The 15,392-nt window shown below is 26.2% G+C and carries 8 protein-coding genes; 6 read left to right on the top strand and 2 right to left on the bottom strand.

What is annotated here, in order from left to right; genetic code table 11:
• Positions 1 to 119: 119 nt before the first annotated feature.
• On the bottom strand, positions 120 to 1,040 hold the full coding sequence (locus ATCC9714_RS08415; RefSeq protein WP_057545015.1) for a patatin-like phospholipase family protein: 921 nt from the start codon (positions 1,038 to 1,040) through the stop codon (positions 120 to 122).
• A gap of 312 nt (positions 1,041 to 1,352) precedes the next feature.
• On the opposite strand from ATCC9714_RS08415, the gene ATCC9714_RS08410 reads away from it, so the two are divergent.
• Positions 1,353 to 3,542: an HD domain-containing phosphohydrolase gene (locus ATCC9714_RS08410; RefSeq protein ID WP_057545014.1), complete on the top strand. Its 2,190-nt coding sequence runs from the start codon at positions 1,353 to 1,355 to the stop codon at positions 3,540 to 3,542.
• A gap of 69 nt (positions 3,543 to 3,611) precedes the next feature.
• Here the strand turns inward: ATCC9714_RS08410 and ATCC9714_RS08405 are convergent, their stop codons facing one another.
• On the bottom strand, positions 3,612 to 4,985 hold the full coding sequence (locus tag ATCC9714_RS08405) for a hypothetical protein (RefSeq protein WP_057545013.1): 1,374 nt from the start codon (positions 4,983 to 4,985) through the stop codon (positions 3,612 to 3,614).
• Positions 4,986 to 5,227: 242 nt separating this feature from the next.
• Between ATCC9714_RS08405 and ATCC9714_RS08400 the strand changes: the two genes are divergently transcribed.
• The 5 genes from ATCC9714_RS08400 to nhaC all read left to right on the top strand — a co-directional run bounded on the left by ATCC9714_RS08400 (position 5,228) and on the right by nhaC (position 15,378).
• Positions 5,228 to 7,105: a sensor histidine kinase gene (locus tag ATCC9714_RS08400; protein WP_077065678.1), complete on the top strand. Its 1,878-nt coding sequence runs from the start codon at positions 5,228 to 5,230 to the stop codon at positions 7,103 to 7,105.
• A 173-nt stretch (positions 7,106 to 7,278) separates the two neighbouring features.
• Entirely contained in the window at positions 7,279 to 9,426 is a 2,148-nt protein-coding gene (locus ATCC9714_RS08395) for a YhgE/Pip domain-containing protein (protein ID WP_057545012.1), read from the top strand.
• Positions 9,427 to 9,442: 16 nt separating this feature from the next.
• The gene (locus ATCC9714_RS08390) at positions 9,443 to 11,584 is read left to right on the top strand and encodes a YhgE/Pip domain-containing protein (RefSeq protein ID WP_057535050.1); all 2,142 of its coding nucleotides are present in this window, start codon (positions 9,443 to 9,445) and stop codon (positions 11,582 to 11,584) included.
• 130 nt (positions 11,585 to 11,714) lie between these two features.
• Positions 11,715 to 13,739, top strand: coding sequence for a sigma-54 interaction domain-containing protein (locus ATCC9714_RS08385; RefSeq protein WP_057545011.1), 2,025 nt, complete (start codon positions 11,715 to 11,717; stop codon positions 13,737 to 13,739).
• A 202-nt stretch (positions 13,740 to 13,941) separates the two neighbouring features.
• Positions 13,942 to 15,378: a Na+/H+ antiporter NhaC gene (nhaC, locus tag ATCC9714_RS08380; RefSeq protein WP_057545010.1), complete on the top strand. Its 1,437-nt coding sequence runs from the start codon at positions 13,942 to 13,944 to the stop codon at positions 15,376 to 15,378.
• Positions 15,379 to 15,392: the final 14 nt, after the last annotated feature.

Here is a 15,392-nt window from a genome sequence, read left to right as displayed (position 1 = left end):
TAGTCATTAAATTTAACACAATATATAATATTAAACAATTTGAATATATATGTTTTGTTTTCAGAAAATTTCGAAAAGAAAAAGAGTTTTATGAAAAACTCTTTAAAAATAAAATAATATTAAAATCCATATTTTGATATATAGTGTTCAAAGTTCCAAGAATCTAAAAATTTATAAGCTGAATTATATCCAGAATTGTATAGGTTAGACATATCAGTTTTTGATAAATCAAAATCTGTAGTAGATATATTTAATGTTGGGATATTAATTATTCTTAGTGCATCTTTTTCTTTAAAGTAAACATCTTCATTTGTACTTAGTGAAGTATGAATGACACTTAATAAATAAGATATAGAGTTTTGGCATTTAGGCAATATAACCTTAGCTTCTCCAGAAAGATTTAAACCAAAGGTAGGAACTGTAGAACATGTACAAGAATCTGTATCAAAAACCCATATTGGAAAATTACTAAGTAATCCGCCATCCACTATAAAACAACATCTATCTTTAGTTTTTACTTTTACTGGATAGTAATAAAGTGGAATGCTAAGACTCATTCTAACTGCTTTTGATATTTCAAATTCCATAGGGTCTATTCCATAACCAACCAAATCGTCTGGTAATATAAGAAGTTTACCTCTTGTAACATCGACGGCTATCATCTTAAGCTTACTTTTTCCATTTACAGATATATCTTTAAATTTAGTTTTACTTTTAGCTTTAAACTTTTCATGTAAAAAATTTTCTATGCAATTACCAGAGTAAATTCCTTTATGAATAAAAACACTTAAAAAATCTCCAATAAGTGGAATGTATTGCAATCTATTTTTATCTTTAAAATTTTCGTAATTTATATCGTATAAAATATTTTTTATCTCATTTGAATTATATCCAACTGCTAATAGGGAAGTTATAATGGCTCCAGCAGAAGTTCCAGCTAAATTTTCCCATTCATATCCTCTTTCTTCTAAGCAAGATATAGCACCTACTAATGCAATTCCTTTTATACCTCCACCTTTGCAAACTAAATTTGCCTTCATGTATTCACCGCCAAAATTAAATATTTAGTACTTTATATAATATGAACTATGTTAAAAATAGTGTATTAAAGTATTAAATTAGTAAGTACAATATATCTTAATAAAAAAATGTAATTACACTGAGATTAAAAATATAGAGTTTTAACATACCTAATTTTTCGCTAGGAACTTATAGATAAAAGTATTGGAATATGGTAAAATATGAAAATAATTTGACATTAAATTACAAAATAGAACGGCTAAAATAATAATATTAAATTATAGTATAAATTTAGAATATAATTTAAATTTACATTGGAGGTATTACCCATATTGAAAACAAATAAGTTTAAATTAGTTATTTGTATATTCATAATTATTTTTATTTTTGTAATATTATCAATCCATATTTTAAATACAGAAAGTAAGTATAGTTCTCTGAATTTAACAAAAGAGGAACAACAATGGATTAAAGAAAATAAATCCAGAAAAATAACTGCGAGTCCAATATTAAATAATAATATGTATTATTACGAAATACATGGAAAAGCTTCAGGAGTACTTGAGGATTTGAGTAAATATATAAATGAATTATACGGAATAAATATTGAAACAAATAACAATAATTCAAGTTCAGATTCAGATATAATTTGGTCTAGTGAAAATAATAATTATAACAAAGAAGATTATTATATAACAAATCCATATGATTCAATTAAATTAAAACTTTATACACATGGAAAGATTAAATCATTAAAAGAGTTGGAAGGAAGGCCAATAGCTATTCATAAATATTTTAAAGATTTAGTTAAAATTTACAAAGGAAAAGTAAATTTTGTAATAATTGATAATATTCAAGATATAAAAAGATTATATGAAGATAATGATATATATGGCTTTATTGGAAATAGTGAAATAATTAAAGGATTAAAACTCTCACATGATCAAACCTTATATCAAAGCAATATATCTAATAAATTTGATATAGGATTAAGGGCAGCTGTAAAAAAAGATAAAGTACTTGGAAGCTTAATTAATAAAGCATTAAAAAGCATTACTAAAAAATACATGGAACAAATTAAGATAAAAAATCAATTAAACTATTTAAAGTACAGTCTAAAATTTACAGATGAAGAAAAAGATTGGTTAAGAAAAAATCAAAATATACCTATTAAAATTAATTATAAGTTTGAGCCATATTACTACCGAGATTTAAAGCATAAGGGTATATTAAATGATTACATAAATATGCTTGAATATTTATTAGATGTATCTTTTAAAGATTATAGGAGTATACAAAATAAAAAACCTATGTTATATTTTGGGGTTTCTGAAAGTGACAATAATGAGAAGAAACTAAATTTGATGAATACTTATAATAAATATAATTTATATATATATTCAAGTTACGAAAAAATAATTGATAGTATAAATGATTTAGAAGGATATAAAATTGGAATTGTAAAAAATGCTGATAAAAAATTTATAGAAGACAACTTAATAGACTATGAATGTACGCAATATAAAGATTATAATGAAATGACAAAAGCTTTACATGAAGGAGAAATAGATTATTTCTTAGGAGATAATTTTATAATGGCAAACTATAATAAAAAAGAAGATACATATAAAGATATATACCAAGTTGGATTTGTTAAGAAAGTCTTTTATGAACATATAGGAGTAAATAAAGAATATAAACAATTAGTCAGTATAATGGAAAAAGTAGACAACACAATGAGTTCATATTTATTTCCAAAATTAAATGAGATAAGTATTGAAGAAAACAAGGAAATAGATTATGAACCTATAATAAAAATTATTTTAGCTCTGTTAGGTATTTTGGTTATTAGTTCAATATATATTTTAAAGTTGAAAAAAGAAATGAGATTAAAAAATGATTTTCATAATAACCTTCATGAGGCTCTAGATAAAAATGAACGATTAGTTTTATCATTAGTTGAAACTCTGGAAGATGTTAATGCATTAAATGATTCTGATACAGGAAATCATATAAAACGAATTTCTAAATACTGCGAAGCTATAGCTAAAGCAATGAATTGTAGCAAAGAATTTATAAATGAAATAGTATTCTTTTCATCCTTACATGATATAGGAAAAGTTGGTATACCGGATAAAATACTTAAAAAATCAGGTAAATTAACTAAAGAAGAAATGGAAATAATGAGAGAACATGTTTCTATAGGATTTGATATTATTAAGAAAAATGATTTAGGAAATGTTGCAAATAATATTATTTTATATCATCATGAAAGATATGATGGTACAGGTTATTTAAAAGGACTAAAAGGAGAAAAAATACCTCTTGAAGCTAGAATAGTTGCGATTGCAGATGTCTATGACGCGCTTAGGATGGAAAGATGTTATAAAAAAGGTTTTAGCCATAAAAAATCAATAGATATAATTTTATCAGAAAAAGGAAAGCACTTTGATCCTGAAATTGTAGATATATTTATAAAAATAAATAAAGATATTAATCATATTTATAATATTTATAAATAAAAAAGCTTATCTAAAGTCAGATAAGCTTTTTTATTTAAATTACAACTAAAAAGTTATATTCTCAAATCTTTATATAATAAACATAGCAACAATTGTAGTTACAAATAATCCTGAACAAACAGGAATTAAATTTCGTTTAGCAAGTTCTATAGGATTAACACCGCAAATAGCTGCAGCTGATACTACTGACCAAGGTACTAAACATCCTCCGCCAGTCCATATTGCTCCTATCTGACCAAGAGCAGCTAGAGTAGATACATTTGTGGCAGTAGCATTACCAAATACAGAAGCTGTAGACCCAGCTAAAGCCATACCTGAAAACCCAGACCCATCAAGACCGGTTATACACCCTACTATAGTTTCCATTATAGAAACTACATATTTATTAAGAGGAACTACTTTAGAAAGGTATATTCCTATGTCTGACAATAAACCTTGAGAAGAAGCAGGTAAAACATCTCCTAATAGATTATTTAAAGGGGTTACTTCTCCCATATAAAAAAATGCACCTATAGGTATTATCACTGCAAAGATTTTAATTCCAAATAAAAAACCATCAGTTATATTATTACAGATTTTTTCTAAACTGTTTTTACCGTGGTTAACTATATTTATTATAATTAATAAAAATACAGCTGTACCACCAAGTAAAGCGGTTGCATCTCCACCCTTTAGATTGAATTTGTACATAGCAAAGATATCTAGAACAAACATGATTAGTACTAAAAAGGTTGCAAATTTAGCTTTTGTATTAAATATTTTTATATCCATTTTTTTATTTTTATTTATTTCAGATTTAAAAATACCTTTTTTAATATCTCTTTTTAACATATAAAATGATACTCCTATAGTAACTACAGCCATAACCCAAAATAAAATCATTCCACTACTTATAACACTTGAAACCTCTACACCTGCAGCTCCTGAAGTTATACTAGGTGCACCTTGGATTATAAAATCTGTAGAGAGTGCTAGTCCATGACCAAATAAATTAAGAGATACTGCAACTCCTATAGCTGGAAGACCAGATTTTATGGCTATGGGTAAAAATATAGCACCTACAAGGGCAACAGCAGGGCTAGGCCAGAAAAACCAAGAAAGTATCATCATAAAAATACCTACTGTAAAAAAGGCAGTTGTTTCATTTTTTATAATTTTAGAAAAAGGCTTTATCATATATTCTATAGCATAATTATCCTGAAGTGATTTTGATAATGCAACCATAATTGAAATAATCATTATAACAGGTCCAAGTTCAACTAAAGAAATTATCAAGGAATTAAATATAGATCCAACCGAAGATGCTATATTTCTTGTATAAAATAATGATATAAAGAAAATTCCTAAAGTACATGGAACGATAGTATCCTTTTTAAAAATCATAGTAATTAAAATTATTATAATAAAAAATATATAAATATAGTGAGCTCCAGTTAATGTCATAATGCTTATCCCCCTTTAAAGTGATATAGTATCATATGAAAAATGGGTAGAGTTAGTTACATGTAGATGAAATACAATATTTAGTGAAACTAAGCACAGGTGATAAAATAATATATTTTCGACTAAATTCTATATAAAATAAACTAATTTGATGAAATTTCATAAAAAATAAAGCATTTTATTGAAAATAATAACTAAAATGTATAAAATTATATATATATAATTTTATACAGGGGGAAAATATGGATCGTATATATAGGGAAATGATAGAAGATAGTCCTATGGCTTACATACACATAAAAGTTAAAACGGATAATGATAAAAAATTTATAGGTGTGGAAGTTAAAGAGTTTAATAAAGCTTATAAGAGATTTTTTGATACGCACGATGAAAATATAATGAATGAATATCTATTAAACAGTATAGAACAATCTAAATTAGATGAATGGACAAAAATATTTAGAAAAGCAAAAGAAAATAAAAAATATACAAAATTGATATATATAGAAAAAATAGATACACATTTTAATATGGAAATATATAGTTCGGGAAATGAAGAGTTTCACATAAGATTTACTAAAATTAGTGATCAATGTTTTAAGCTATCTTCTGAACTGAAAAATTCTCCATGTTTGGCTTGGATTAAAGATAGAGATGGCATTTATGTAGACGTAAATGATAAGTTTTTGGAATTTTTCGACAAAATATATGATGATGTAGTAGGAAAAACTGATTATGAGATTATGTCTAGAGAGCTTGCAAATGAGTTTATTGGTCAAGACAATAATGTTATGAAAGATAATAAAATGAATATTTATGAAGATACTATTTATTTAGATAAAAATAAGCTAGGATATTTTCAAACAGTAAAATGCCCGTTTATCGATAGTGTAAATAATATTATCTTAGGAACAATTGGAATATCTATAGAAATGACTAGTAAAGTGGAAGTTTTTAAAAGTACAGAAAAGAATGAAAAAATATTTTTAGAAATTGCAAATAATATACATGATTCTATTATTATATTAGATGAATCAAAAGTTCAATATATAAGTCCTGCTTTTGAGAAAATGTTTGGATTTCAATTAGGAGAATCATATAAAGATATAGAGGGTTGGATTAAAAATGGAAATGAAATTGAATTTGAAAACGGGCCTAAGGGTTATGAATTTAACAAACCTTATAATTTAACTTTCAGAATAAAAAGAAAAGGGCTAGAAGAACAATGGATATTTGCCAAGTTTGTTCCCATATTAGATGAAAATGGAAAAGTATTAAAAAAAATAGGCATATTAAGTGATATTACTCAAGATAAAGAGTTAGACTTAGAACTTGAAAAATTGCGAATGGACTTTTTTGCAAATTTATCCCATGAACTTAGGACACCTATAAACTTAATTTTTAGCGCGCTTCAAGTTATAAACTTAAAATTAAATAAAATAAATGATGAAAATTTAGAATATTTCGAGAAATATTTGAGTATAATTGGGCAAAACTCTAATAGATTATTAAAATTAGTTAATAACTTGATTGATACTACAAGGTTAGATGCAGGGTGCTTCAATTATTCACCTAAAAATAATAATATTGTAAGTTGCATTGAGAATATATGTTTATCTGTTGCGGATTTTGTAAAAGACAATAATCTAAGTATAATATTTGATACAGATACAGAAGAAAAAATAATAGGATTTGATCAAGATAATATGGAAAGAATAATGTTAAATTTAATATCTAATGCTATTAAATTTAATCATCCAGGTGGAAGGATAGAAGTAAGCGTAAATTGCAGAGAAGATGTAGAAATAAGAGTAAAAGATTCAGGTATAGGAATACCTCCAGAAAAGTTAAATGTTATATTTAGAAGATTTGAACAGGTAAAGGATAAATTTAAAAAGGATAGAGAAGGTAGCGGAATCGGACTTAGCTTAGTTAAATCGCTAGTTGAAATACATGGTGGAAGTATATGTGTAAATAGTATAATTGGAGAAGGAAGTGAATTTATAATTACTTTACCATGTGACTTAGTAGGTGAAAATAGTGACAATGTTTTTGAGAATCCTAAATATATCAATAGAGTGAATTGGATGAATGTGGAATTTTCTGATATATATTCATAATACAATGTAAAAGATTTATACATTTATATGTATAAATCTTTTTTTATTTAAAAGACTAAATATTTAAAATTAATACACATTTTATTAAATGTTAAATTGTATGTAAAAAAATGTTATAATGTATACATTGATGCTTAGAATTCTAACGAAATGTCGAAAAAATGGAGGTAAATATGAAAAAGGCAATTAAGGTTTTCAAAAGAGATATTAAAAATTTATCTAGAAACCCTATAGCACTAATAATTATTATAGGTGTTTGCTTTTTACCATCTCTATATGCTTGGGTAAACATAAAAGCATGTTGGAACCCTTATGAGAATACTAGTACTGTACCAATTGCAATAGTAAATAACGATAAAGGTGCAACTCTAGATGGCAAGAAGTTAAATGTAGGAAATGATGTAATAAGCGAACTTAGAAGAAATAAAAAAATAGGATGGAAATTTGTAAGTCAGAAAAAAGGTAGTCATGGAGTTTTAGATGGAACTTATTATGCAATGATAGAAATACCAAGTGACTTTACTAAGGACTTAACTAGTGTTGCAACTGGAAAACCTAAAAAACCAACTATTATATATAAGGTAAATACAAAATCAAACCCAGTTGCAGGAAAAATAACTGAGGTAGCTGAGGAAACGCTTGTAAATCAAATAAATTCAAACTTTATAGCTACAGTAAATAAAACTATTTTCTCTTCTCTAAATACATATGGTAAAGATATAGAGGATAGTAAAGATAAAATAGTGGAAGTTAAAAAAGCTGTAATAACATTAGATGAGCATATGGACTTAATAAACTTTATTCTTGATAGTGTAAATAATAATTCAGCTAATTTAACTGAGTATTTAAAAAGTATTCAAAGTACACTACCTCAAGTATCAAATGGAATAGATTCTGTTTCAAAAGCTAACTTAAATACAAGTGAAAATATAAAAAATATAAAAGATAGCTTAAATAATTCATTTAATGGAATAGATTCAACTTTAAATCAAATAAATAATCAAAATAACCAAATAAAAGACATCGTTAATAATTTAAATAATTCTGATTCAGCATCAAAAGAAGCAGCTAAAACAGCTATATCTCAAATTAATAAGCAAATAGATAATAGCAAATCACAAATAGATTCTATTGTAAAATATTTAAAGGAATTTAATAAAATTAAACCTAATGAAAAAATAAACAAGCTGATAAATAATTTAGAAAATATTAAAGATCAATTAGATACAGAGAAAGACAGCTTAGGTTCATTAAACAGTAAATTAAATGAGTCAGTAGATTCTATAAAAGAAACGATAGACTCTGTAAATTCAACATTAAGCAGTTTATCAAACAATGTAAATAGTGCAATAGATTCATATGATTCTCAAGTTAGACCAGCTTTAAACAATACAGCTGACAGCTTAGTAACTGCAACTAAAGATGCATCTAGCTTAGTAGAAAGTTCTAAAGGTTTGGTTAAAGCTGTTAATGATATGCTAGGATATACATCACAAGGAAGTGATTTAACATCAGAAATGTCTAAAGACTTAGACAATAAATTAAATCAATTTAAAGAAACTATACATATGTTAAGTACAGAGTTAAAAAAAGTTAATGACAATGATTTAGATGGTATAATAGCAATTCTTCAAAGTAAACCAGAAGTAATGGGAAATTATATATCAAATCCATTTAACTTAAAATCAGAGCCTATATATCCAATAGCTAATTATGGTTCAGGTATGGCACCTATATATACAACTTTAGCATTATGGGTTGGAGGTATAGTTTTAGTCTCATTAATGACAACTGAAGCTGAAGGCTTTGAAGATTTAAGAATAAAAGAGAAATATCTTGGAAAAATGATAACCTTTGTATTCTTTGCTATGGTACAAGGATTTATAGTAGCTTTAGGAGATAAACTTGTACTTGGAGTGCAAACTGAAAGTTTAGGATTATTTATATTTACTGCGGTTTTATCATCAGCAGTATTTGCAATAATTTTATATACTTTAGTTTCTCTGTTTGGGAATATAGGAAAAGCAATAGGTATAGTAATGATGGTTATGCAAATAGCTGGTTCTGGAGGTACTTATCCAATACAAGTTGACCCATTAATATTTAGAATACTTCAACCATTTTTCCCATTTACCTATACACTAAGTAACTTGAGAGAAGCAATAGCTGGACCACTTTTAAGTACAGTTATGTTTAATGTTGTTATATTAATAGTATTTGGAGTAATTAATATACTGATTGGATACTTCTTAAAAGAGAGATTAAATAAATCTGTAACAAGATTTGAAAAAGAATTTAAAGAATCTGGATTGTCAGAATAATTATAGAGGTGAAAATATGAGAAAAGTTTTTAGAATTTACTTAAGAGATTTAAAACATATAGCAACTATTCCAGCAGCCTTTATAATTGTAACTGTGCTTTGCCTAATCCCATCATTATACGCATGGGTAAATATAAAAGCATGCTGGAATCCATATGTAAATACAGGAAACCTTCCTGTAGCTGTGGTAAATCAAGATGAAGGTACTTCAGTTAATGGAAAATTTGTAAATGTAGGAAATGAAATAGTAGATCAATTAAAGAAAGATCATAATATAGGTTGGAAATTTGTAGACGAATGGCAAGGTAACTACCAATTAAACGAAGGAAAATTTTACGCATTAATTGAGATACCTAGCGATTTTTCTAAGGATTTAGCAACTCTTACAACTCAAGATCCACAAAAGCCAAATATAATATATAAGGCAAATGAGAAGGTAAATGCAATAGCGACAAAAATAACAGATGTGGCTAAAGATAAGTTAGTTGAAGAAATCAAAGCAAATTTTGTAGATACTGTAAATGAAGAGGCATTTTCATTTTTATCATCGTTAGGTGTAAAATTAGAGGATAACAAACCACAAATACTAGAGTTAAAAGATGCGTTAAATAGTACATCTAGTAACTTAGAAAAAATAAATGATTATGTAAAAGAAGCAAATTCTCATGCATCTACATTAAAAAAATATTTAAAAGATACTAAAGGAAATCTTCCTAAAATAACACAAGAAGTAAATGATCTTAAATCTGTAGTAAATAATAGCAAAGATTTAGTTTTATCTACACAAAATAGTGTTAATGATGCATCACAAAACTTAACTAGTAGTATGAACTCTATAAATAACTTAAACAGTAAGCTTCAAAATGAAATTAACAATTTAAAAAATATAGACGATTCTACATCAAAAGATAGTTTAAAAGATAGCATAGATTCAAGTTTAAACCTAGTTACGTCATTAGAAAAAAATATAGATAAACTTATAGATTTTATTGAAGGATTAAAAGATACTTCAATAAATAATAAAGTAATAGATAAGCTTAAAAATTTAAAAGATATCCTTTCTTCAGAAAATGATAAATTAAACAATATAAAATCTTTAATAGATAACAATGAAGGGAAGGATAAAATAAATGAACAATTAAACTCTTTATCTGATTTAGTAAATTCATTTAATAATAATCTAAATAGTATAAGTAGTAGTTTAACTACAGATATATCTAATAGTTTAAATTCTGTAGGAGATGCTATGGTTTCAAGTTCAGGTAATATAAATAATGTATTAGATAGTATAAATGTAATAGTTCCACAATTAAATGCACTTTCAAGTTATGGAATATCAAGTAGTGATTTAGCTGCAAAGCAAGCAACTAACATATCTAAACAACTTGATAAATTTGAGAAAGATTTAGATACTTTAATAGATAAAACAAAAGTTTTAACAGATAAAAATCTAGATAAGTTAATTGATACTCTTAATAAGAACTCTAAAGAGATAGCATCTTTTATATCATCTCCAGTTAACGTAAAAACTGTAGAATTATATAAAGCTGGTATATTTGGAGTTGCTTTGATGCCATTTTATTCAGTACTAGCTATATGGGTTGGAGCTTTATTATCAACATCATTACTTACTACTGAATGTGAAGAGTTAGACCGAGAACATACTAATTTAGTTCAAAAACATTTTGGTAAAATGCTTACATTTATGACTGTATCACTAATACAATCATTAATAATAGCAACAGGAGATATTTTCTTATTTCAAGCACCAGTAAGTATACCTCTTTTATATACATTTACAATAGTTTCATCAATATTATTTACAACAATAATATTTACACTAGTTTCTTTATTTGGAAATGTTGGTAAAGCACTTGCTGTATTTGTAATGGTATTTCAAATTGCAGGTTCTGGAGGTATATATCCAATACAGACAAATCCTAAAATATTTGAAGTATTGCAACCATTTTGGCCATTTACTTATGCAATAGATGGATTTAGAGAAGCTATAGCTGGCCCTAGTATGAGCGCTGTATACTATGACCTAGAGATGTTAGGAGTATTCTTTATAATATTTTTATTATTAGTTATACTTAAAAAGCCATTTCATAAAGCTACTGAATTTATGAATGATAAATTTAGAGAATCTGGACTATAAAATAAAAAAACTGATACACTGATACAAGGTAAATTACCTTGTATCAGTTTTTTATTTTATAAATATAGATATTTGTATGTTTTTGTTATAATATTTTAAATATAAAATATTAAGTATTTAGGGGATAGACATGAAGAAAATCATAATAATTAGTTTGGGGAAAGAAACTGGAAAGTCATTAAAAATGCAATTAGAAAGTATTTTAGAAAAAAATATAATAATATATTATTTTTCTATTGATGATAAAAATATATATTTATCAGATTCAGATTTAATTGTATTTTCTAGCGCTGATGTAGCAAATTTATTTTTTAGTAAAAATAATATATTTAAAAAATACATTATAGTTAAACGGGTAATACAGCATGAACTATTGGATAAACTCTTTACATTAAAAAAAGGAACAAATGTATTATTAGTTAACGATACAAAACATACTTGTGAAGTTGCTATAAAGCAATTAATAGCTCATGGAGTTGATCATTTAATATATCATCCTTACTATCCTGGAATAGATAGTTATGAAATTCAAAGAATTGCTATAACTCCAGGTGAGGAAGAATTTATTCCAACTGGAGTATCAGAAATTATAAATATAGGAACTAGAGAAATTGATATAGTAAGTATAATGGAAATAATTATGTATCTAGATGATTTAGAAATATATCAAGACCTATTATCATCTTACTTTTATAGAAAAATAGTTACTCAATATAAAAAATATGTAAATATTTCAAATAAAAGTATTAAATTAACCCGTATTTTAAAAGATATAATAGATAATTCAGAAGAAGGTATAATTTATGTTAATACAAAAAATGAAGTGTTAGTATATAATAAAGTTTCTATGAAAATTTTAGGATTTAGTGAAGATATAACAGGAAAAAATATATATGATATGTTTCCTAACATAAATAATGAATTAACACTTATAAATGATAATGAAATATTCATATCTAATAAAAAAATTTATTCGAAAAATGAACTGATGGGATATACTATAATACTTGAAACATCTAGTATTATAGATAAATTAGATGAAGAAAGAAGAAGAAAGAAAAAACAGAATGTAAATAGTGCACGATATACATTTGAAGATATGATTGGAAATAATCAAAGAGTTTTAAAAATGATAAATTTATCAAAAAAAATATCAAAGAGTAATTCAACGGTATTAATACAAGGTGAAAGTGGGACTGGAAAAGAAATTTTAGCACAAGCTATACATAATGAATCTACTAGAAAAAATAATAAATTTATAGCAATAAACTTTTCTGCCCTATCAGAAAACTTATTAGAAAGCGAGTTATTTGGTTATGAAGAAGGAGCCTTTACTGGAGCTAAAAAAGGTGGAAAGATAGGTTTATTTAAAAAAGCTCATAAAGGAACTATTTTTTTAGATGAAATAGGAGATGCTCCTTATCATTTTCAAACAAGACTTTTAAGAGTTTTACAGGAAAGAGAAATTACTCCTGTTGGAAGCTGTGATCCTATTCCAATTGATGTTAGAGTTATTGCTGCTACCAATAAAGACTTATTGGAAGAAGTCAAAGCAAATAGATTTAGAGAAGATTTATTTTATAGGATTAACGTTATGCCTTTATATACAATAAGCCTTAGAGATAGAAAAGATGATATTGAGCTTCTTATAAAATATTACTTAAGAAAACATAAAGTGTTTACGCCAATTAATAAATTTTTAGACGAAAAAGTTATTGATTATTTAAAGGAATATAATTGGCCTGGGAACATAAGAGAACTTGTAAACATAGTTGAGTTTTTAGTAAATATAAAGGAAGATAAAACTAAAATAAAATTTGAAGATTTACCTTTATATATGTTAAAAAATCTAGTACATAAAGAAAGTACACCTAATAGCAATATGAGAATTGAAGAAGGTAACAAAAATAATAAATTTAAAATGACTTTATCTGATAATGAAATTTGGGTTTTAAATAAAATTTATTTAAATGACGGAATAGGAAGAAGAGCTTTATGTAAAATTTCAAAAGAGGAATGCTTAGATTTAGGAGAAGGTCAAATAAGAGGAATACTTAATAAACTAAAAGAAAGTGAGTATATAGAAGTAAATAAAGGGATAAAAGGGACGAAAATTTCAGAAAAAGGGATAAATTTAATTAATAAAGGGATATAAAAGGGTTAATATTTTAAAATATTAACCCTTTTATTATGTAATAAAAAGAGAAATATTATCAGAAAATACTTAAAATTAAGAAAAAATAATAACGTTTTATAAAATTTAAACTTTTTTAAACATTTGGCATAACCTTTGCTTATATAAACTAATAAGGAGTATAAATTACTAATTAAAATATTAAGCAAATGGGGGAATTAACATGAGTAAATTTAACAACCAAAAGAAAAAACCAACAGTACTTCAAGCTATAACACCAATATTATTTATGATTTTAGCATTAGCTGTTGGATATGGATATTTAAAAATGAAAATTGAACCTATTATGGTAATATCAGCGTTCTTTGCAGCCATAATAGCATTAAAACTTGGTTATACATGGGAAGAGATGCAAAAATCTATAATAGATAAAATAGCAAGTGCTCTACCAGCAACGTTAATACTTTGGAGTGTAGGTTTTTTAATAGGATCACTTATGTTTGCAGGAACAGTCCCTATGATAATTTATTATGGAGTACAACTAATAAACCCTAAATTCATATTAGTTACAGCATTTATATCTTCAGCATTACTATCATTAGTTACTGGAACTTCTTGGGGAGCAGCAGGAACTATAGGAGTTGCAATGATGGGTATTGCAGGAGGGCTTGGAGTATCATTACCAGCAACAGCAGGTGCAGTAGTAGCGGGGGCATTTTTTGGTGATAAACTATCTCCCTTATCAGATACTACAAACCTAGCACCAATGGCAGCAGGAAGTGAACTATACGAACATATAAAACACATGTTATATACAACTTTACCTGCAGCTATAGTTTCATTAATAGTTTATTTATTTGTAGGATTTAAAACAACTGGTGCAGATATGGTAACACCGGAGTTAGTAACAACAATGACAACTCAATTAGATTCAATGTTTAATTTTAATATAATATTATTAATGCCAATAGTTCTTGTAATATTAGGATCTGTAAGAAAATGGCCTACAATACCCACTATGTTAGTAACAAGTATATTTACTATAATACTAGGAGTAGCTGTTCAAGGGTTTAGTTTAGTAGATGGATTTTCAGCTTTAGTAGGTGGTTTTGATGTAACTATGACAGGGTATGCAGGAGAAGTAGCTGAGGAAGTATTAAAACTTATAAATAGAGGTGGAGTTGCATCAGTAACGAGTACGACAGTATTAATATTCTGTGCTATGGGGTTTGCAGGAATAGTAAGTGTATCAGGCATGTTAGATGTTGTTTTAGAACTTTTAATGTCAAAGGTAAAATCTACTTTTGGAATCATATTATCTACAATAGTATCTTGCTTTACAGTAGCTTTTGTTACTGGTAGTTCATATCTGTCAATACTAATACCAGGGGAATTATTTAAAGACGTATACCCTAAAAAAGGATTAAGCCCTAAGAATCTATCAAGGACATTAGAAGATTCAGGAACAGTTATTGTTCCACTTGTACCTTGGTCAGCAGCAGGTGCATATATGGCATCAACTTTAGGAGTATCAACAATGGAATACTTGCCATGGGCAGTACTTAACTATACAGGTATAATATTTGCAATAATATTAGCTGCAACAGGGTTTGGCATATCTAAAATAGATAACAAAGGAAAAGAATTAGCCAAGAAATAAATATAAAGTTAAAT

The sequence above is a fragment of the Paraclostridium sordellii genome, from assembly GCF_000953675.1.
GTDB classification, from domain to species: Bacteria; Bacillota; Clostridia; order Peptostreptococcales; family Peptostreptococcaceae; genus Paraclostridium; species Paraclostridium sordellii.
Note: the sequence above shows the minus strand (reverse complement) of the source record. Positions and strands in the feature narration are given on the sequence as shown.

Excerpts from the sequence above, each read along its gene's own strand:
- ATCC9714_RS08405 (WP_057545013.1), bottom strand. The coding sequence starts at position 4,985 with ATGACATTAACTGGAGCTCACTATATTTATATATTTTTTATTATAATA.
- ATCC9714_RS08400 (WP_077065678.1), top strand. The coding sequence starts at position 5,228 with ATGGATCGTATATATAGGGAAATGATAGAAGATAGTCCTATGGCTTAC.
- nhaC (WP_057545010.1), top strand. The coding sequence starts at position 13,942 with ATGAGTAAATTTAACAACCAAAAGAAAAAACCAACAGTACTTCAAGCT.
- ATCC9714_RS08395 (WP_057545012.1), top strand. The coding sequence starts at position 7,279 with ATGAAAAAGGCAATTAAGGTTTTCAAAAGAGATATTAAAAATTTATCT.
- ATCC9714_RS08415 (WP_057545015.1), bottom strand. The coding sequence starts at position 1,040 with ATGAAGGCAAATTTAGTTTGCAAAGGTGGAGGTATAAAAGGAATTGCA.
- ATCC9714_RS08390 (WP_057535050.1), top strand. The coding sequence starts at position 9,443 with ATGAGAAAAGTTTTTAGAATTTACTTAAGAGATTTAAAACATATAGCA.
- ATCC9714_RS08385 (WP_057545011.1), top strand. The coding sequence starts at position 11,715 with ATGAAGAAAATCATAATAATTAGTTTGGGGAAAGAAACTGGAAAGTCA.